At 76.6% G+C, this 21931-nt stretch carries 2 protein-coding genes (1 of these 2 only partly in view); both read right to left on the minus strand.

The features are described 5' to 3' along the window. Nucleotides 1-14901 (minus strand): type I polyketide synthase, encoded by a 14901-nt coding sequence (locus LX83_RS23850; protein ID WP_253775105.1) that lies wholly within the window; start codon nt 14899-14901, stop codon nt 1-3. Further along, nucleotides 14901-21931 carry the 3' portion of a type I polyketide synthase gene (locus tag LX83_RS38010; RefSeq protein WP_301328757.1) on the minus strand. It continues 6457 nt past the right edge of the window, so only the last 7031 of its 13488 coding nucleotides appear in the window; its start codon lies beyond the right edge, outside the window — the gene reads right to left on this strand; it ends in the stop codon at nt 14901-14903. Before LX83_RS38010 ends, LX83_RS23850 begins: the two co-directional genes overlap by 1 nt.

A 21931-nucleotide genomic window follows, 5' to 3' on the forward strand; every position in this document is an offset into this window, starting at 1 on the left:
TCACCTGTCGAGGTCGTCGATGAGGGCGAACAGCTCGTCGTCGCCCACGGGCCGCGGCGTGTCGGGCAGCAGCGCCCGCAACCGGGCGACGAGCTGTTCGCGCGTCCGCTCGCCGGCGGCCGCGAAGGACCGCTCCAGCTCGGCCAGGTCGCGCAGGGCCTTGTCCGCGGGGACCGCCGCCTCGCCGGCGGGGCCGTCCACCGTGGTCTCGGTGACCCACCGCTGGTAGAGGTGGGCCGCCAGTTCTGTCACCGTCGGGTGGTCGAAGGCGGCGACCGTGGACAGCGTCACGCCGCTGAGCGCGCGCAGCCCGTTGCGCAGCTCGACGGCGGTGAGCGAGTCCAGGCCCAGCCCGGAGAACGGCCGGTCGAGGGGAACGTCCGCGGCGTCGCCGTGCCGCAGCACCGCGGCCACCTGCTCCCGGACCAGAGCGGTCACCAGCGGCAGCCGTTCCGCCTCGGGGACGCCGTCCAACCGCTGGGCCAGCGTGACCGGCCGGCCGGTGCGCGGGGGCAGCAGCGCGCCGAGGAGCGCCGGGGCCCGCGCGCCGAGCCTGCGCAGTGCCGCGAGGTCGAGGCGGACGGCGACCGGCACGGCGTCGCCGGTGGCCAGTGCCGCGTCAAAGGCGGCCAGTCCCCGCTCCGCCGACAGCGGCAGCACGCCCGACTCCGCCATCCGCCGCAGCTGGGTGTCGCTGAGCTGGCCGGTCATGCCGGCGCTGGTGTCCCACGCGCCCCAGGCCACCGACGTCGCGGGCAGGCCCTCGGCGCGGCGCAGCACCGCCAGCGCGTCGAGGTAGGTGTTGGCGGCGGCGTAGCTGGCCTGGCCGGCCGCGCCGACCAGCCCGGCGAAGGAGGAGAACAGCACGAACGCGGACAGCGGCAAATCCCGGGTCAGCTCGTGCAGGTGCCAGGCCGCGTCGACCTTGGGCCGCAGGACCGCCGACAGCCGCTCGGGGGTGAGCGTGTCCAGCACACCGTCGTCGACCACGCCCGCGGCGTGGACGACCGCCGAGGGCGGGTGGCCCGCCAGGAGCGTGGCGAGCGCGTCCCGGTCGGCGGCATCGCAGCGCACCACGGTCAGCTCCGCTGCCGGCAGGTCCTGGCGCAGGCGCTGGACGGCGTCCGGGTCGCCGCCGCCTCGGCTGGCCAGCACGACGTGGCGGACGCCGTGGGCCAGCACGAGGTGCCGGGCCACCAGCAGCCCGAGACCGCCGGTGCCGCCGGTGATGAGCACCCGTTCACCGAGCTGGGGTGCGGACCCGGACGTGGTCGTGCTCGTGCGCCGCAGCCGGGGCGCCAGCAGCGTCTGGCCGCGGACGGCCAGCTGCGGCTCCGCGCCGCAGACCCGGATCGCCGCCAGGTCGGGCGTGTCCAGGTCGACGAGCGTGACGCGGCCCGGGTGCTCGGACTGCGCGGAGCGCACCAGCCCCCACACCGCGGCGCCGGCGAGGTCGCGCACGGCGGCGTCCGGCGCGGCCCGGTGGGTGACGACCACCAGGCGGGTGTCCGGTTCGGCGAGCCGCTGCCGCAGCTGCGCGAGGACCCGCCGGGTCAGCTCGTGCACGGCGCGCGGCGAGTTGTCCTCGGCCATCGCCGGCAGCACGACCTGGTCGCCGGGTGGTTGTGCGGCGACCGGGACCCAGTCCAGGGAGAACAGCGGGTTCTCGCCCACCGGCTCGCCCAGCGCCACGGAGTCCGCGACCAGCACCGGCACGCCGTCGGCGTCGGTGGCCTCGACCCGGACCTCGCCGGTGTCGAGCGGGGTGACCGTGACCCGCAGTGCGCTCGCCCCGGTCCGGAAGATCTCGACGCCCGTCCAGGCGACCGGGACCCGGCCGGTGGCCGCCAGGAGCACGGGCTCAAGCAGCGCCGGGTGCGGGCCGTAGCCGGTCGGCGGGTCCTGCTCGGTGAGGGCGGCCTCCGCGAACAGCACGTCCCCCCGCCGCCACGCGGCGACCAGGCGGCGCAGCTGCGGGCCGTGCTGGGCTTCCCAGCCGTCGAGGACCTCCTCGGCCACCGGCTCGGCGCCCGGTGGGGGCCAGGCGGGCGCGAGGTCGGGTTTCCCGCGGGCCGGTTCGAGGGCGCCGGTCGCGTGCAGCACCCAGCCGCCGTCCGCGTCGCGGGCGTGCACGGTCACGGCGCCCTGCGCCTGGACCGACACCCGCAGGCCGGTGTCGGCGACCGGCAGGGGCGCGGTGACCGTCAGGGCGGCGACTCTCGGCTGGTCCGCGACCCGCCCGGCGAAGGCGGCCAGGTCGAGCAGGGCGCTGCCCGGCAGGTGCTCGTGCTCGGCGAGCCACGGCTGGCCCTGGGCCGGGAGCAGCCCGGTCGCGACGGTGGACTCCGGCAGCTCCACCACGGCGCCGAGCAGCGGGTGGTCGGCGCCGGTCATGCCCAGTGCCGCCGGGTCGGCCACGGAGTTGGTCGGGCCGAGCCAGAACCGCTGGCGCTGGAAGGCGTAGGTCGGCAGCGGCGCGGGCCGGGCGCCGGCGAACAGCGGTGCCCAGTCCACGTCGAAGCCCTGGACGTGCAGTCGCCCGATCGCCTTGAGCAGGGTCTCGGTCTCGGGCCGGTCCCCGCGCAGCGCGGGCAGCGCACGCGCGTCGGGGAGCACCTCCTCGGTGAGCGCGGTCAGCACGCCGTCCGGGCCGAGTTCGAGCAGCGTCCGCCCGCCCAGGGCGGCGAGGCGGCCGAGCGCGTCGGCGTAGCGCACCGGGGCGCGCACCTGATCCACCCAGTACCGGGGGTCGGTGACGTCGCCCCCGGTCAGGATCGGGATCTCCGGTTCGCGGAAGCTCAGCCCGGCGATCGCCGCGTGGAAGTCCGCCAGCATCGGGTCCATGAGCGGGGAGTGGAAGGCGTGGCTGACCGTCAGCCGCTTCGCCACGCCCGGGAAGTGGGCCGCGACGCCGGCGACGGCGTCGGCGTCCCCGGAGATGACGACCGAGCGCGGCCCGTTCACCGCGGCGATCGACACCCGCTCGGTGAGCAGCGGCAGCACGTCGGCTTCGGCGGCCCGCAGCGAGACCATCGCCCCGCCAGGGGGCAGCGCCTGCATGAGGCGGGCGCGGGCGGCCACCAGGGTGGCCGCGTCGGCGAGGTCCAGCACCCCGGCGACGTGGGCCGCGGCGACCTCGCCGATGGAGTGCCCGATCAGGTGGGCTGGCCGCAGCCCCCACGACTCGACCAGCCGGTACAGCGCGACGTGCAGCGCGAACAGCGCGGGCTGGGCGCACCCGGTCCGGTCCAGCCCGCCGGACTCGCCGAAGACCACGTCCCGCAGTCCTGGCTCGCCGAGGCGGGCGAGGACCTCGTCGAAGGTGTCGGCGAACACCGGGAACCGCTCGTAGAGTTCACGGCCCATGCCGGGCCGCTGGGCGCCCTGGCCGGTGAACTGCACGGTCAGCGGCTCGGGTGGGCCCGAGGGCTCGGTGTCGCCGATCGCGGCGAGCCCGGCGCGGAACTCGTCGAGGTCGCGGCCCAGCAGCACCGCGCGGTGCTCGAACCGGGCCCGGGTGGTGGCGAGCGCCGCACCGATCGCGGCGACGTCCTGGTCGTCGAGGGCAGCCGCGAGTTTGCCGGCCTGGGCCCGCAGCGCCGCCGGCGTCCGCGCGGACAGCACCCACGGCACGAGCCCGCCGCCGCCACCGCCCGCGGTGGGCGCTGGTGGCCCGGCCTCCAGCACGACGTGCGCGTTGGTGCCGCTGATCCCGAACGAGGAGACGGCCGACCGGCGGGGCGCCCCGGTCTGGGGCCACGGCGTGGGCTCGCTCACCACGTGGACGCGCCCGGTGCTCCAGTCCACCTGGGACGTCGGCCCGGTGAACTCCGGCATGCCCGGCATTCGCCCGTGCCGCATCGCCAGCACCATCTTGATCACGCCGGCCACCCCCGACACCGCCTGGGTGTGGCCGATGTTCGCCTTGAGCGCGCCGAGCAGCAGCGGACGCTCGCGGTCCTGACCGTAGGTGTTGAGCAGCGCCTGCGCCTCGATCGGGTCGCCGAGCGCGGTGCCGGTGCCGTGGGACTCGACGGCGTCGACCTCGGCGGGGGCCAGTCCGGCCGAGGCCAGCGCCTGCCGGATGACCCGTTCCTGGGCCGGGCCGTTCGGGGCGGAGATGCCGTTGGACGCGCCGTCGGAGTTGAGCGCGCTGCCCCGGACCAGCGCCAGCACCGGGTGCCCGTGGCGCCGGGCGTCGGAGAGCCGTTCCAGCACGAGCATGGCCGCGCCCTCGGACAGCACGGTTCCCTCGGCCCCCTCGGCGAAGGGCCGGCACCGGCCGTCGGGGGCGGACGCGCCCTGCGTGGCGAACTCGACGTACACGTGGGGCTGGGACATCACGGTCACCGCGCCGGCCAGCGCCAGCGAGCAGTCACCGGACCGCAGGGCCTGGATCGCGGAGTGCATCGCGACCAGCCCCGAGGAGCACGCGGTGTCGACGGTGATCGCGGGTCCTTCCAGCCCGAGCTGGTAGGCGACGCGGCCGGACATCACGCTCATCGTGTTGCCGGTCATCAGGTGTCCGCGCACCGGGTCGATCGCCGGGCTCAGCGCGTCCACGACGTAACCCTCCGGGGTCGCGCCGACGAAGACCCCGGTCGCGCTGCCGCGCAGGGTCGTCGCGTCGATGCCGGCCAGTTCCAGCGCCTCCCAGGAGGTCTCCAGCACCAGCCGCTGCTGCGGGTCGGTGGCCAGCGCTTCCCGGGGCGAGATCCCGAAGAACCCGGGGTCGAAGTCGGCGGCGTCATCGAGGAACCCGCCGGCCAGCGAGTAGGTGGTGCCCGGCCGGGTGCGGGTGGGGTCGTGCAGCGCGTCGAGGTCCCAGCCGCGGTCGGTGGGAAACTCGCCGATGGCGCAGGCACCGCTGTCCAGCAGGCTCCAGAACTCGTCCGGGGTGCGCACCCCGCCGGGGAACCGGCAGGCCATGCCCACGATGACGACCGGGTCGTCCACCGAGGGCCTGGGGGCGGGTGCCGGTGCGACGGCCCGGGCACCGGTGAGGCGGTGCACGAGGTGCTCGGCGAGCGCGTCGGCCGTCGGGTAGTCGAAGACGACCGTGGCCGGCAGGTCGAGCCCGGTGCGCGCGGCGAGCCGGTTGCGCAGGTCGACGGCGGTCAGCGAGTCGAAGCCGAGTTCGCGGAACGCGCGGTCGGCGCGGATCTGCTCCCCGGGGGCGTGGCCGAGCACCGCGGCGGCCGTCCGGCGGACGAGGCCGGGCACGTCGGCCGGGTCGGGTCCCCGGGTCCGCGCTGGCGCCGGCGGCACCAGCCCGCGCAGCAGTGCGGGGACCGGGCCGGCCGCTCGGATGGCGCCGCGGTCCAGCCGCACCGGCACGACGACCGGTTCGTCCGTGGTGAGTGCGGCGTCGAACAGCGCGAGCCCCTCGGCGACGCCCAGCGCGCCGACCCCGCCCGCCGCCATCCGGTTGATCGCCGTGGCCCCGAGCCTGGCGGCCATGCCGATGTCGGTCGACCACAGGCCCCAGGCCAGCGACGTGGCCGGCAGCCCGAGCCGCCGGCGGTGCCGGGCCAGGCCGTCGAGGAAGGCGTTCGCGGCGGCGTAGTTGGCCTGGCCGCCCGAGCCGAGCAGCCCGGAGAAGGACGAGAACAGCACGAACGCCGACAGCGGCAGGTCCCGGGTCAGCTCGTGCAGGTGCCAGGCGCCGTCCGCCTTCGGCCGCAGCACCTCGTCCAGGCGCCGCGGGGTCAGCGCCGACAGCACTCCGTCGGCGGTGTGCCCGGCGGCGTGGATCACCGCGGTCAGGTCGTCGATCCCGGCCAGCAGCCGCCGCACGTCCTCGCGCACGCCCACGTCGGCCGCCCGGACGGACACGTCCACGCCGAGTTCCTCGGCGAACTCCGCGATCCCCTCGGCCTCGGGGCCGCTGCGGCTGGCCAGGACCAGTTTGCGGGCGCCACGGGCGACCAGGTGGCGGGCCAGTTCCCGGCCGAGCCCGCCGGTCCCGCCGGTGATCAGCACCGTGCCGTCCGGGCGCCAGCCCGGCCCGGTGGTGTCGAGTTCGGCCAGTCTGGGCGCCTGGACCTGGCCGCCGCGCACCCGCAGCTCGGGTTCCCCGCAGTGCACGACCGTGGCGAGGGTCGCGGCGTCGAGGTCGGCCCGGTCGAGATCGACCTGCACGAACCGGTCGGGGTGTTCGGTGCGCGCCGAGCGCACCAGACCGCGGACCGCCGCCGAGACCAGGTCGTCGCCGGTGACCACGACGAGCAGCCCCTCGCCGTCGAGCCAGTCGCGCAGCACGGCGAGCACGGCGGCCACGGCGGGACGCACCTCGTCCGGGCCCGCGTCGGTGCGGGCGTCGAACACCTCGGCGCGGACCGGTCCGCCCGCGGCGGGAACGTCCACCCAGTCCACGCGGTGCAGCGGCGCCCGGGTCTCGCGGAGGCCGCCGACGTCCAGGGCAGCGACCGCCGCACCGTCCTGCCCGGTGGTGTGCAGGCGGTCGCCGGTCGCCGGGAGATCGGTCTCCGGGAGATCGGTCTCCGGGAGATCGGTCACCGCGCTCAGCACCGGGTGTGCCGTCCTGGCGGAACCGGCCTCGGGCCAGAAGCGCCGCCGCTGGAACGGGTAGGTCGGCAGCGGCACCCGGCGGGTGCCCTCGAACAGCGGCGCCCACACGACCGGCAGGCCGTGCGCGTGGGCCTGCCCCAGGGACAGCCAGAAGCGCCGCGGCCCGCCGTCGTCGCGGCGCAGCGTGTCGACCACGCGGACGCGGGGATCGGTGTCGACCAGCGCACCGGTGAGCACGGGGTGCGGGCTGACCTCGACGAAGGTGGTCAGGCCCGCGTCGACCAACCGCCGGGTGACCGTCTCGAACCGCACCGTCTCCCGCAGGTTGCGCACCCAGTAGGCGGCGTCCAGACCCGTCGTGTCGAGCGGCTCGCCGGTCACCGAGGAGTGGAACGGGATCTCGCCGCGCCTCGGGGTGAGCCCGGCCAGCGCGGCCAGCAGCTCCTCGCGGAGGAGATCGACCTGTCCGGAGTGCGACGCGTAGTCCACCTCCACCCGCCGGGTGCGGACACCGCCGGCCGCGCAGACCGCGGTGAACTCCGCCAGCGCCGTGGTGCCGCCGGACACGACGGTCGCGGCCGGGCCGTTCACCGCGGCCAGCGCGACGCGGCCCGAGCACCGGGAGATCAGCGCCCTGGTGCGGTCCTCGGCTGCGGCGACCGCGACCATGCCGCCTCGGCCGGCGAGGGTCCTGGCGATCGCGCGGCTGCGCGCGGTCACGATCAGCGCGCCGTCGGCGAGGGTCAGCGCGCCCGCGACGCAGGCCGCGGCGATCTCCCCCTGCGAGTGCCCGACCACCGCGGCCGGCCGCACGCCCCACTCCCGCCACAGCTCGGCCAGCGAGACCAGCACGGCCCACAGCGCGGGCTGCACCACGGCCACGTCGGACAGTGCCGCCTCGTCGCCGAGGACCTCGGTCGGCGACCAGTCGACGTGGGCGGACAGCGCCGCGGCGCACTCGGCCATGCGTGCGGCGAACACCGGTGAGGCGTCCAGCAGTTCCCGGGCCATTCCCGTCCACTGCGCGCCCTGGCCGGGGAACACGAACACGGCGCCGGGCCCGTCGGCGGCGGTGCCCACGACGACGTCGCGCGTGGTCTCCCCGGCAGCGAGCGCGTCGAGTGCGGCGCGCGCGCCCGCGGGGTCCTCCGGCACGACGACCGCCCGGTGTTCGAAGGCCGTCCTCGACAGCGCGAGCGTGCCCGCCACATCGGCGAGGTCACCGTCCAGCGCCGCCGCCAGCCGGGCTGCCTGCTCCCGCAGCGCCGCCCCGGTCCTGGCGGACAGCAGCAGCGGCAGGGCCCGCGCGGACGCGGGGGGCGGCGCGGGCGGGTTCGGGTCCTGTTCCAGCACCAGGTGGGCGTTGGTGCCGCTGATCCCGAACGAGGACACCGCGGCCCGGCGCGGCTGTGGCCACGGCTGGGCCTCGGTGAGCAGCGAGACGGCGCCGGCGGACCAGTCGACGTGCGGGGACGGGGCGTCCACGTGCAGGGTCCTCGGCAGCACGCCGTGCCGCATGGCCAGCACCATCTTGATCACGCCGGCCACTCCGGCGGCGGCCTGGGTGTGGCCGAGGTTGGACTTGACCGACCCGAGCCACACCGGCCGGTCCCGGTCTTGGCCGTAGGTGGCCAGCACCGCCCCGGCCTCGATCGGGTCACCGAGGACGGTCCCGGTGCCGTGCGCCTCCACGACGTCCACATCGGACGGGCTCAGGCCGGCGGCCGCGAGCGCGGAGCGGATGACCCGTTGCTGGGCGAGGCCGTTGGGCGCGGTCAGGCCGTTGGACGCACCGTCGGAGTTGACCGCCGAGCCGCGCAGCACGGCCAGGACCTCGTGGCCGAGGCGGCGGGCGGCGGAGAGCCGTTCCAGCACGACGACCCCGGCGCCCTCGGCCCAGCCCGCACCGTTGGCGCCCGCCGCGAACGAGCGGCTGCGGCCGTCCGGGGAGAGCACGCCCTGCCGGGAGAACTCGACGAAGCTGACCGGTGTGCACAGCACGGTCGCGCCGCCGGCGACGGCCAGGTCGCACTCGCCGGTGCGCAGCGACTGCGCCGCGAGGTGCATCGCGACCAGCGACGACGAGCAGGCCGTGTCGACGGTGACCGCGGGTCCTTCCAGGCCGAGCAGGTAGGCCAGCCGCCCGGAGGCGACGCTGCCGGCGACGCCGGTGCCGAAGTTGCCCGGAACGGACTCGGGGAACTCCAGCGCCGCGTAGTCGTTGAGGATCAGTCCGGCGAACACCCCGGTCGCGCTGCCGCGCAGCGACGCCGGGTCGATGCCCGCGCTTTCCAGCGCGGCCCACGAGGTCTCCAGCAGCAGCCGGTGCTGCGGGTCGGTCGCCAGCGCCTCCCGAGGCGAGATGCCGAAGAACTCCGCGTCGAACTCCGCGGCGTCGTCGAGGAAGCCACCCCGGTCGGTGTAGGTCGTGCCGGGCCGGCTCCGGCTCGCGTCGTGCACCGCGGCGAGGTCCCAGCCGCGGTCGGTGGGGAAGCCGGTCACCGCGTCGCGGCCCTCGATGAGCAGCCGCCACAGGTCCTCCGGGTCGCGCACGCCGCCCGGGTAGCGGCAGGCCATGCCGACGATGACCACCGGGTCGTCCGCGGTGGACGACGGGCCCGGTGCGACCGGTTCGGGCCGCACCGGCTCCGCGCCGAGGTGCGCCGCGAGCGCGGCCGGGGTCGGGTGGTCGAAGATGACCGTCGCCGGCAGCGCGACCCCGGTCAGCCGCTCCAGGCGGTTGCGCAGCTCGACGGCGGACAGGGAGTCGAAGCCGAGTTCCTGGAACGGCCGGTCGGGCCCGATCGCGGCGACCGAGGCGTGCCCCAGCACGAGTGCGGCCTGCGCCCGCACCAACTCCAGCGTGGCCGCACCGGAGGCACCGGACCGGGCGGCGGGGGCGGGTTTCGGCGCGGCGTGCTCGACCAGTCCCCGCAGCAGGTGCGGGATCTCGCCGCCGGCCCGGATCGCGGCGCGGTCCAGCAGGACCGGGTAGGCCACCGCGGCGGGCCCGCCGACCAGGCGGTCGAACAGCGCCAGCCCCGCCGGCACGGACAGCGGTGGGAAGCCGGAGCGGGCGAGCCGGCGCCGGTCGGCCTCGGCGAGCCCGCTGGTCATGCCCGCGTCGGCGGCGAAGGGCCCCCAGGCCAGCGCGGTCCCGGTCAGGCCGGCGAGCCGGCGCCGGGTGACCAGCGCGTCGAGGGCGGCGTTGGCCGCCGCGTACCCGCCCTGCCCCGGGCCGCCGACGGTGCCCGAGGCCGAGGAGAACACGACGAACGCGTCGACGTCGCCGGCCAGCTCGTGCAGGTGTGCGGCGCCGTCGACCTTGGGCCGCAGCACGGCCGAAAGCCGCTGCGGCGTCTGCGCGGCGAGCACGCCGTCGTCGAGCACGCCGGCCGCGTGCACCACCATCGTGAGCGGGTGCTCGGCCGGGATGGCCGCGAGCACCCGCCGCAGCGCGTCGCGGTCGGCGACGTCGGCGTTGACCACGGTCACCGCGTCGCCGAGTTCGCCGGCGGTCCCGGTGCGGCTGAGCAGCACCACCCGCAGCCCCCGCGCCAGCAGGTGGCGGGCCAGGGCGCGGCCGAGCGCGCCGGTGCCGCCGGTGATCAGGACCGTGCCGCCGGGCGCCGGCTCGCGCGGCAGGGTCAGCACGAGCTTGCCGGTGTGGCGGGCGTGGCTCATGAACCGGAACGCCTCGCGGGCTTCGCGCACGTCCCAGGCCGTGATCGGCAGCGGCGTCAGCGCACCGGCCCGGAACAGGGCCATCAGCTCGGCGAGCATCGCGCCGATCCGGTCCGGTCCGGCGTCGAGCAGGTCGAACGCGCGGTAGCGGATGCCCGGCAGGTCATGCTCGTCGCGGATGTCGGTCTTGCCCATCTCGACGAACCGGCCGCCGGGGCCGAGCAGCCGCAGCGACGCGTCGGCGAACTCGGCGGCCAGCGCGTTGAGGACCACGTCGACGCCGCGGCCGCCGGTGGCGCGCCGCACGTGCTCCTCGAAGTCGAGGCTGCGGGAGGAGGCGATCCGCTCGGCGGGCACACCCAGCTCGCGCAGGACCCGGTGCTTGGCGGGGCTCGCCGTCGCGTGGATCTCGGCGCCGAGGTGCCGCGCGAGCTGGATGGCGGCCATGCCGACCCCGCCGGTGCCCGCGTGGATCAGCACGGACTCGCCCGCGCGCAGCTGGGCGAGGTCCACGAAGCTGTAGTAGGCGGTGAGGAACACCAGTGGCACGGCGGCCGCCCGCGCGAAGGACCACTCGTCCGGGAACACCGTGACCAGCCGCTGGTCGGTGATCGCCGACGGGCCGACCCCGTCGAGGAACAGGCCGGTCACGCGGTCGCCGGGACGCAGCCCGGTGACGCCGGGGCCGGTGTCGAGCACGACGCCGGACGCCTCGCCGCACACCGGCCCCGGCTGCGCGCCGGGGTACATGCCGAGCACGGTGACGACGTCGCGGAAGTTGAGGCCGACGGCGCGGACGGCCACCCGGACCTGGCCCTGGGTCAGCGGGGCGCCGGCGCCGGGGTGCTCGGCCAGGTGCAGGTCGTCGATGGTGCCGCCGCCGGAGTGGGCCAGCCGCCAGTGCGGGGCGGGCGGGACCAGCGTGCCCTCGGTGTCGGGCCGCGCCAGCCGGGCGGCGTGCACCCGGCCCTCGCGGATCACCAGCTGCGGTTCGTCCGTGCCGAGCCGCTCGGCGACGCCGCCGGGGTCGTCGGTGTCGACCAGGACGAACCGGCCCGGGTGCTCGGTCTGGGCCGACCGCACCAGCCCCCACACCGCGGCCGCGGCGGGATCGGCGGCCGGGCCACCGGGTCGCGCGCACACCGCGCCGCGCGTGAGGAGGACCAGCCGGCCGGGCCGCTGCTCGGCGAGCCAGCCCCGCAGGCGCTCCAGCGCCCAGGCGACCCGGTCCCGCGCCGTGCCGCCGGGGACCGTGACGAGCACGTCCTGCCCCGTTGGCGCACCCACGGGGACCTCCGGCCAGTCGAGCACGTAGGTGTCCCGGGGGACGGGCGTCTCGGGGGGCCGCAGGGTGAGCGAGCCGATGGAGGCGACCGGGGTTCCGGCGATGTCGGCCAGCTCGATCGACACCGCCTCCGCCGACACCCGCCGCAGCCGGGCCCGGACGGCGACGGCGCCGCGGGCGTGCACGGTGACCTCGCTCCACAGGAACGGCAGCACCGGCGCGCCGTCGCCGACACCGGTGTGCGGCACGGCGTGCAGCACCGCGTCGAGCAGCGCGGGCGGCAGACCGAAGCGGTCGGCGTCGACGCGTTCCCGCTGGGGCAGCTCGACCTCGGCGAAGACCTCGTCGTGGCCGGTCCACAGTGCCGTCAGGCCCTGGAAGGCCGGGCCGAAGACCAGCCCGGACTCGGCGAACCGGTCGTGGACGCCGGTGATGTCGACCTGCTCGGCGCCCCCGGGCGGCCAGGTCGGAGTCCACCCGGCGGCGGCCCCGTCGTCCAGCGCGCCGGTCGCGTGCAGGGTCCAGGCGCCGTCGTGGTCGGCGTGCAGCGACAGCGCGCGGGTCCCGGTGCCGTCCGCGCCCCGCACCCGCAGCTGCACGGTGACCGGGACGTCCGGCGTGAGTTCCAGCGGCGCCCGCAGCAGCAGTTCTCGCACGCGGGCGCACCCGAGCCGGTCCGCGGCGTGCACGGCCATCTCCAGCAGCGCGGCGCCCGGAACGAGCACCCGGCCGCCGACGACGTGGTCGGCGAGCCAGGGCTGGCGGCGTGTGGACAGGACCCCGGTGAACACCACGTCCTCGGACTCCGCCAGCGGCACGGGCGCACCGAGCAGGTCCGCGGTCCTCGGCCAGAAGTGCTGGGGCCGGAACGGGTAGGTGGGCAGGTCCGGGCCGGGGCCGGTCCCGCCGAAGTAGGCCGCCCAGTCGACCTCGGTCCCGGTGACGTGCAGCCGCGCCAGCGCGGTGACCACGGCGGTCTCCTCGTCCCGCCCGCGCCGCAGGGCGGGAACGGCGGTGGTGCCGCGAGCGCAGTCCTCGACCATCGGCGTCAGGCCGCCGGGACCGACCTCCAGCACCGAGGTGACCCCGGCGTGCACCAGGGTGCGCACGGCCTCGGCGAACCGGACGGTGTCCCGCACCTGGCCCACCCAGTAGTCGGCGGTGGACACCGCGCCGCCGCCGGCGGCGGTCGGCACCACCGGCACCCGGGGTTCGCGCAGCGTCAGCCCGTCGACGACGGCGCGGAACTCCGCCAGCATCGGCTCCATCCGCGCCGAGTGGAACGCGTGGGAGACCGGGAGCCGCTTGGTCCGCTCGAAGTGCCCGGCCAGTTCCAGCACGGCGTCGGTGTCGCCGGAGACGACGACGGCGGCGGGGCCGTTGACCGCCGCGATCGACACCCCGCCGGGCAGCAGGGCTCGCACGGCCGACTCGGCCGCGGGGATCGCCACCATCGCGCCGCCGGCGGGCAGGGCCTGCATCAGCCGGGCGCGGGCGGTCACCAGGGTGCACGCGTCGTCGAGGGAGAGCACCCCGGCGACGTGCGCGGCGGCGACCTCGCCGATCGAGTGCCCGCACACCAGGTCCGGCCGCACGCCCCACGACTCGAACAGCCGGTACAGCGCGACCTCGACCGCGAACAGCGCGGGCTGGGCGTTGCCGGTCTGGTTGAGCAGGTCCTCGTCGGACAGCGCGGCCCGCACGCCGCAGCGGTCGACGATCTCCTCGAAGGCGGCGGCGAACACCGGGTAGCGCGCGGCGAGTCCCAGCCCCATTCCGGCACGCTGGGCGCCCTGCCCGGAGAAGACGAACGCGAGCTTGCCCGGGCGGGCGCGCCCGCGCAGCAGGCCGGGCGCCGGCGTGCCCTCGGCCAGCGCCCGCAGGGTCGGCTCGTCGGGCGTGAGCAGCGCGGCCCGGTGGTCGAAGGTGTCCCGGGTGGTCGCCAGCGCTCTGGCCACGTCCGGCGTGTTCACGTGCCCGTGCAGCTGCCTGGCCCGGTCCCGCAACGCGGCCGGGTCCTTCGCCGAGACCAGCCAGGGCGAGACAACGGTGCTCGGCGCGGGCTGCGGTTCCTGGTCCGGCTCCTCAAGGATCACGTGGGAGTTGGTGCCGCTGACGCCGAACGCCGACACCCCGGCCCGGCGGGGCCTGTCCGCGCGCGGCCACGGGCGGGCCCTGGCGAGCAGCCGCACCGCGCCCGCGTCCCAGTCCACTTTGGACGTCGGCTGCTCCGCGTGCAGGCTGCGCGGCATGATCCCGTGCCGCATCGCCATGAGCACCTTGATCACGCCGCCGACCCCGGCGGCGGCCTGGCTGTGCCCGATGTTCGACTTCAGCGAGCCCAGCCACAGCGGCGCCCCGGCGGTGCGCTGCCCGTAGGTGGCCAGCAGCGCCCGCACCTCGATCGGATCGCCGAGCACCGTCCCGGTGCCGTGCCCGTCCACCAGGTCGACGTCGGCGGCGCTCAGCCGCGCACTGGCCAGCGCCTCGCGGATGACCCGCTGCTGCGCGGAGCCGTTGGGCGCGGCGAAGCCGTTGGACGCGCCGTCGGAGTTGACCGAGGAACCGCGCACCACGCCCAGCACGCGGTGCCCGTTGCGGCGGGCGTCGGAGAGCCGTTCCAGGACCAGCACACCGATCCCCTCGGCCCAGCCGGTGCCGTCGGCGCCCTCGGCGAACGACCGGCACCGGCCGTCTGCGGACAGCGCGCCCTGGCGGGTGAACTCGACGAACACTCCGGGCGTGGACATGACGGTGACCCCACCGGCGAGTGCGAGCGAGGTCTCGCCGGACCGCAGCGACTGGGCGGCCAGGTGGATCGCGACCAGCGCCGAGGAGCACGCGGTGTCCACCGTCAGCGTCGGGCCCTCCCAGCCGAAGGTGTAGGACAGCCGGCCGGACAGGATGGCGGCCGAGGCGTTCGCGCTGCCGGACAGCTCGGGGTTGTCCCGGACCAGGTCCCAGTAGCTCTGGCCGTTCGAGCCGACGAACACGCCGACGGGGGTGCCGCGCAGCGTTCGGGCGGGCAGCCCGGCTCGTTCCAGCGCCTCCCAGGACACCTCGTGCAGCAGCCGCTGCTGCGGGTCGGTCGCGAGCGCCTCGTGGGGGGAGATCCCGAAGAAGGCGGCGTCGAACTCGGCGGCGTGGTCCAGGAAACCGCCCTTGACGCGCAGGTCCCAGCCGCGCTCCGGCGGCGCGTCGCCGACGACGTCGCGGCCCTCGGCGACGAGCCGCCACAGCTGTTCGGGGGAGGTGACACCGCCGGGGTAGCGGCAGGCCATCCCGATCACGGCGATCGGTTCGAGCACACCGGACTCGACCACCCGCAGCCGCCGGCGCAGCTGCTTGACCTCGGCGGTGGCGCGCTTGAGGTACTCCAGCAGGCGCTGCTCGTCAGCCATCAGCCGACCTCCTTGTCCAGGTACTCGAAGAGGTCCTCGGCGGTGGCCTCGGCGAGGTCCTCACCGGGGTCGCCGTCCAGCGCCTGGTGCACCTTGGCGACCAGCGCCTGCAACCGCGCGCCCAGTTGGAACCGCCGCAGCCGCTGGCCGTCGAGCGCGGCGACGGCCGCTTCGAGCCGGTCGAGGTCGGCGAGCACGGTCCGCTCGGCCGGGGCCTGCCCCTCGCCGCGCAGCTCCGCCAGGTGCGCGAGGAGTTCGGCGAGGTTCGGGTGGTCGAACACCAGGGTCGGGGGCAGCCGCAGCCCGGTGGCCTCGGCGAGCCGGTTGCGCAGGTCCACCGCGGTGAGCGAGTCGAATCCGAGGTCGCCGAGGTCCGCGCGGGGGTCGAGCGCGGCCGGGTCGCGGTGTCCCAGCACCGCGCTGATCTGCTCGCGCACCAGCGCTTCCAGTGAATCTCCGGCGGCGGGGCGCGCGGTCGGGCGGGGCGGCTGCCAGAGTGCGGCGAGCAGCGGGCTGCGGCGGACCGCGGTGAAGGCGGCGGCGAAGCTCTCCCAGTGGACGTCGGCGACGGTGATGTCGATGTCATCGGCGTCCAGGGTCTGCTGCAACGCGGCGATGGCCAGCTCTGGTGGCATGGCGCGCACCCCCGGCCACGACGTGGCCGCGGTCGTTCTCGCGGCCATGCCCCCACCCGCCCAGGGCCCCCACGCGATCGAGGTCGCCGGCAGCCCGTGGGCGCGGCGCAGCCGCGCGAGCGCGTCCAGGCCGGCGTTGGCCGCCGCGTAGGCCGCCTGCCCCGCGCCACCGAGGGTTCCGGCCACCGACGAGAACAGCACGAACGCCGTCAGCGGGTGCGCGGCGGACAGCTCGTGCAGGTGCCAGGCGGCGACGGACTTGGCCCGCAGCACCGGTTCCAGCCGCGGCGGGGTGAGCGTGTCGAGCACGCCGTCGTCGAGCACGCCCGCCGCGTGGAAGATCGCGGTGAGCGGGCGCCGCGGGTCGAGCAGCCGGGCGACGGCCTCGCGCTCGCCCACATCGCAGGCTTCGAGCGTGACGTCCTGGTCCAGGTCGGCGGTGGCGACGCCGCGGCGGCTCGCGAGCACGACGTGGTCTGCGCCGGTGCGCAGCAGCCAGCGCGCGACCTCGGTGCCCAGTGCCCCGGTGCCGCCCGTGACCAGGACCGTCCCGTGGGGGCGCCACTGGCGGGCCGGGGTGGCGGGCGCGGGCGTCAGCCGGGCGGCCAGCACGCCGGTCGGGGCGATCCGCACCTGGTCCTCGCCGGCGGCGAGCGTGCCGAGCACCCGCCGGACCGCCTGCTCGTCGGGGACCTCGGGCAGGTCGATCAACCCGCCCCACCGGTGCGGCTGCTCCAGGGCGGCGACCCGGCCAAGGCCCCAGACCGCGGCGGCCTCCGGGGAGGTGGCCGCGTTGCGGGTGAGCGACCAGATCCGCTCCCCCGCACCGGAGGTGACCAGGTCGAGGGTGCCCTGAAGATCCAGGAAGGACAGCACGCCCGCCGTCTCGACGGGGCTGCCGGCGACTCGGACGCTGGCACCGAGCGCCCTGCCGAGCGCGGCGGGCCACGGATCATCCGGTGCGCCCGGCGGGACCAGGACGGTCCACGTTCCCGGCGGTGTCGTGTCCACCACCTCGGCCGGGCGCCAGTCCACGCGGTAGCGCCACCGGCCGATGTCGGGTGTGGCCGGGCCGGCCCAGTACCGCTCGCGTTGGAAGGCGTAGGTCGGCAGCGGCACCCGCCGGGCGCCGCTGCCCGCGAACAGCTCCGCCCAGTCCACCGCCGCGCCGCGCACGTGCAGGGCGGCCACGGCGGCGAGCAGGCTGCGCACCTCATCGCGGTCGCGGCGCAGCGCGGACACCACGGTCTGGCCGGTCACCATCGCGGCGAGCGCGCCGTCGGGTCCGAGTTCGAGGTAGCGGGTCACTCCGTGGCCGCGCAGGGTGTCCAGCCCGTCGCCGAAGCGCACGGTCTCGCGGACGTGCCGCACCCAGTACTCGGGCGAGCGCAGTTCCGCGCCGGTGGCGATGCGACCGGTGAGGCCCGAGACCACGGGGATGCGCGGCTCCGCGTAGGTGAGCGACTCGGTGACCTCCCGGAACTCCGCCAGCATCGGGTCCATCGCGGCGGAGTGGAACGCGTGCGAGACGCGCAGCGCGGTGACCTGGTGGCCGCGCGCCGACAACCGCTCGCCCACCGCGCGGATCGTCGCGTCCTCGCCGGAGAGCACGACCGACGACGGGCCGTTGACCGCCGCCAGGTCCACCCCGGGCGCCACGTCGGCAGCGGCGGCCCGCACCGCGATCATCGAGCCGCCCGGCAGGGCCGCCATCAGCTGGCCGCGCCGCTGGACCAGCAGGCAGGCGTCCGCCAGCGAGAGGATGCCGGCCACGTGCGCCGCCGCCAGTTCGCCGATGGAGTGCCCGATGAGCACGTCCGGCCGCAGGCCCCACGACTCCAGGAGCCGGAAGAGGGCGACCTCCAGGGCGAACAGCGCGGGCTGCGTGTGCTCGGTCGCGTCGAGCCGGGTGCTGTCTGCGGCGAAGGTGATCTCCCGCACCGGTGCCGCGAAGTGGGCGCACACCGCGTCGAAGGCCCGCGCGAACACCGGGTACGCCGCGTACAGGCCGCGGCCCATGCCGGCGCGCTGCGAGCCCTGGCCGCTGAACAGGAACGCCGTCCTGCCGCCGTCGAGCGTGTCCCCCTCGATCACGTCGAACTCGCGCAGCCGCGCGAGCAGCTCATCCCGGTCGGCGCCGAGCACGACGGCCCGGTGGGGCAGCCTCGCCCGGGTCGTCGCCAGCGAGAAGCCGACGTCGGCCGGACTGTCCACAGTGGACACCAGCCGCGCCGCCTGTGCCCGCAGCGCCGCCGCGCTGTGCGCGGAGAAGACCCACGGCACGACCGACGGCGCCACGCCCGCGGCGGGTCGCGCGGCGGCGGGGGCCTGCTCGATGATCGCGTGCGCGTTGATGCCGCTCATGCCGAACGAGGAGACAGCGGCCCGGCGCCGGCGTCCGGCGGGCCACGGCCGGGCGTGCGCGAGCAGCCGGACCCCGCCCGCCGCCCAGTCGACGTGCGCCGAGGGCGTGTCCGCGTGCACGCTCGGCGGCAGGGTGCCGTGCCGCAGCGCGAGGACCATCTTGATCACCCCGGCCACCCCGGCCGCCGCCTGGGTGTGGCCGAGGTTGGACTTGACCGACCCGAGCCACACCGGCCGCTCCTGCCCGTACACCGCCTGCAGCGCCTGGACCTCGATCGGGTCACCCAGCTCGGTTCCGGTGCCGTGGCCCTCCACCGCGTCCACCTCGGACGCGTCGAGCCCGGCCGCGGCGAGCGCCTGTCGGATGACCCGCTGCTGGGCCGGGCCGTTGGGCGCGGTCATGCCGTTGGACGCGCCGTCGGAGTTGACCGCGCTGCCCCGGACCACGGCCAGCACCGGGTGCCCGTTGCGCTGGGCGTCGGAGAGCCGTTCCAGCACGAGCAGGCCAGCGCCCTCCGCCCAGCCCGCCCCGGCCGCGCCCGCGGCGTAGGACCGGCAGCGGCCGTCCGGCGAGAGCACGCCCAGCTCGCCGAACCGCACCAGGCTGTCCGGAGTGGACAGCACGGTGACGCCGCCGGCCAGTGCCAGCCGGGACTCGCCGAGCCGCAGCGACTGGCTGGCCAGGTGCAGGGCCACCAGCGAGGACGAGCAGGCGGTGTCCACGGTCATCGTCGGCCCCTGCAGGCCGAGCTGGTAGGCGATCCGGCCGGGGACGGCGCTGCCCGCGGTCGTGGCCCCCGGGTAGTCGTGGTACATGACGCCGGTGAACACGCCGGTCCGGCTGCCCTTCAGCGAGTGCGGGTCGATCCCGGCGCGTTCCAGCGCCTCCCAGGCCACCTCCAGCAGCAGCCGCTGCTGGGGATCGGTGCGGACCGCCTCCGCCGGGCTGATGCCGAAGAACCCGGCGTCGAAGTCGGCGGCCCCGGTCAGGAAGCCCCCGCCCTCGACGGTGACCCCGCGCAGGTCCCAGCCCCGGTCGGTGGGCAAGCCGGTGATCGCCTCCCGCCCGTGCACCACGAGTTCCCAGAGTTCCTCCGGGGAGCGCACGCCGCCGGGCAGGTGGCAGGCCATGCCGATGATCGCGATCGGTTCGCCCGGCTCGGCCGCGGGCTGCTCCTCGGCGGGAGCGGGTCCCGCCGCCGGGGCCAGCCGCGTCCGCAGGTACTCGGCCACGGCCGCGGCCGTCGGGTGGTCGAAGACCAGCGTCGCGGGCAGGCTCAGCCCGGTCTCGCCGCCCAGGAGGTTGCGCAGTTCGACCGCGGCCAGCGAGTCGAAGCCGAGGTCGCGCAGTGGCCGGCCGGGGTCGATCGCCGCCGCGCTGGCGTGCCCGAGCACGGCGGCGACGTGCGACCGGACCAGGCCGAGCAGATCGCATTCGGCCACTGCGGCCGGCTCGGCCGCCCTGGGCTCGCGGCCGGCGCCGACCAGCGGGCGCAGCACCGGCGGCACGTCGTCGGCCCGGGCGCGCAGCGCGGCGAGATCCAGTCGCAGCGGCACCGCGTTGCCCAGGCCGACGGCCGCGTCCAGCAGCGCGAGCGCGTCGGCCGTGGGCAACGGGGGCATGCCGAGGCGGTGCAGGCGCTGCCGGTGCGCGGCCGGCGCCGGGGTGTCCGCCCACAGCCCCCACGCCAGTGCCGACGCGGGCAGCCCGGCCGCGCGGCGCAGGCTGGCCAGCCCGTCGAGGTAGGCGTTGGCCGCCGCGTACGCGCCCTGGCCAGCGCCGAGGGTCAGCCCGGCGGCGGAGGAGAACAGCACGAACGCGGTCAGGTCGCGGTCGAGGGTCAGTTCGTGCAGGTGCCGAGCGCCGTCGGCCTTGGCCCCGAACACCCGCGCCAGCTGCGCCGGGGTGAGCGCGGCGGTCACCGCGTTGTCGGCGACACCGGCCGCGTGCACGACCGCGGACAGGTCCGGCTCGGCCGCGAGCACCGCGGCCAGGGCCGCCCGGTCGGTGACGTCGCAGGCCACGATCCGCACGCCGAGTTCGTCCCGCAGGTCCCGCGCCCCGGGCGCGTCCTCGCCTCGGCGGCTGAGCAGCAGCACGTCCGCCGCTCCCCCGGCGACGAGGTGCCTGGCCACCAGCGCGCCGAGCCCCGTGGTGCCGCCGGTGATCAGCACGGTGCCCCCGCCCGCCCACCAGGTGTTCTCCGCCGCGTGCGCGGTGGACAGCCGGGGGCGGCGGAACACGCCGTGGCGCGCCGAGAGTTCGGGTTCTCCGGTGATCACCGGGTCACCGTCCACGAGGAAGAAGCGCCCCGGGTGTTCGGCCTGCGCCGCCCGGACCAGACCCCAGACGGCGGCGTGCGCCGGGTTGGCGACCGCGCCGTGGAGGTCGCCGTCGGTGCGCACGAGCAGCCGCCGGTCCGCGGCGAGCGCGTCCTGGACGGCGGTGAGCGCGGCCGCCACGACCTCGCCGGCGTCCGGCCCGTCCGGGGCGGTCCAGACCTCGACGTCGGGCGCGGGCAGCGGCCGCACGTCGACCTCGTCCCACACCACCCGCCACAGCCAGTCACGGCGGGTGGGTCCGGCGAGCTGGTCCTCGCTGACCGGACGCCCGGCCAGGGACTCCACCGTCGCCACGGGCTCACCGTCCGCGTCGGCCAGGTCCAGCCGCATGGTCTGGCCGTCCGAGGTGATCCGCAGCCGCACCGAGCGGGCCCCGGCGCGGTGCAGCCGCACCCCGGACCAGGCGAAGGGCAGCAGCGTGCGGTCGTCGCCGTCGGTGAGCAGGCGGGCGTGCAGGCAGGCGTCGAGCAGGGCCGGGTGCAGGCCGAACCCGGCGACGTCGAGCCCTTCGGGCACCGCGACCTCGGCGAACACCTCGTCCCCTCGTGTCCACATCGCGCGCAGTCCCCGAAACGCCGGGCCGTAGTCGTAGCCGCGGAGGGCGAGCCGGTCGTAGGCGCCGGTCAGGTCGCGCCGCTCGGCGCCCTCGGGCGGCCACGCGCGCAGCGCGACGGGCTCACCGCCGCCGGCACCGACGTGGCCTCGGCCGTGCCGGACCCAGTCGCCGTCGGCGCGGGAGTGCACGGACACGGCTCGGCCGCCGTCCTCGTCCGGCGGCCCCAGCTCGACGCGGAGTTCGACCTCGGTGTCCGGCCCGAGGACCAGCGGCGCTTCGAGGACGAGTTCCCCCAGCCCCGCACAGCCGATCTGCTCGGCGGCGCGGCGGGCCAGCTCGACGAACCCGGTCCCGGGCAGCAGCACGGTGCCGCGCACGGCGTGGTCGGCCAGCCACGGCTGCGCCCGGTGCGAGAGCCGCCCGGTGAACACGACCGCGCCGCTGGCGGGTAGGGCCACCGGCGGGCCGAGCAGGTCGGCCGGTGGCGCCGTCAGCCAGAACCGCTCGTGGTGGAACGGGTACGTGGGCAGCGGCACCCGCCGGGCACCGGGGTAGTACGGCGTCCAGTCGACCGGCACGCCCCGGACGTAGGCCCGCGCGAGCGCGGTCAGGAACTGGGCCGGCTCCTCCCCCTCCCGGCGCAGGGCCGGGATGAAGGCCGGCCCCGTCACGCACTGGCGGCCCAGCGCGGACAGCGTGGCGTCAGGGCCGACCTCCAGGAAGGTCGCCACGCCCCGCGCCGCGAGTTCGGTGACCGCGGCGGCGAACCGGACGGTCTCGCGCACCTGCCGCACCCAGTACTCCGGGGTGCACAGCTCGGCCGAGACCAGTCCGCCGGTGACCGTCGAGACGAACGGGATCTCCGGCTCCGCGTAGGTGACCTCGCTGGCGACGGCGCGGAACTCGTCCAGCACCGGGTCCACCAGTGCCGAGTGGAACGCGTGGGAGACCCGCAGCCGGGTCCCGCCGCCGTGGCGCGCCGCCACCCGTGCGACGGCGTCGGCGGCGCCGGAGACCACCACCGAACGCGGTCCGTTCACCGCGGCGATCGACACGCCGGGGTCGAGTTCGACCTCGTCCTCGGCGACGTCGAGGGCGACCATCGCGCCACCCGCGAGGCGCTGCATCAGCG

Source organism: Goodfellowiella coeruleoviolacea (assembly GCF_024171785.1).
In the GTDB taxonomy this organism is placed as follows: domain Bacteria; phylum Actinomycetota; class Actinomycetes; order Mycobacteriales; family Pseudonocardiaceae; genus Goodfellowiella; species Goodfellowiella coeruleoviolacea.

Bases quoted from the DNA above. Each gene is read 5' to 3' on its own strand.
- LX83_RS23850 (WP_253775105.1), bottom strand. From the start codon at position 14,901: ATGGCTGACGAGCAGCGCCTGCTGGAGTACCTCAAGCGCGCCACCGCC.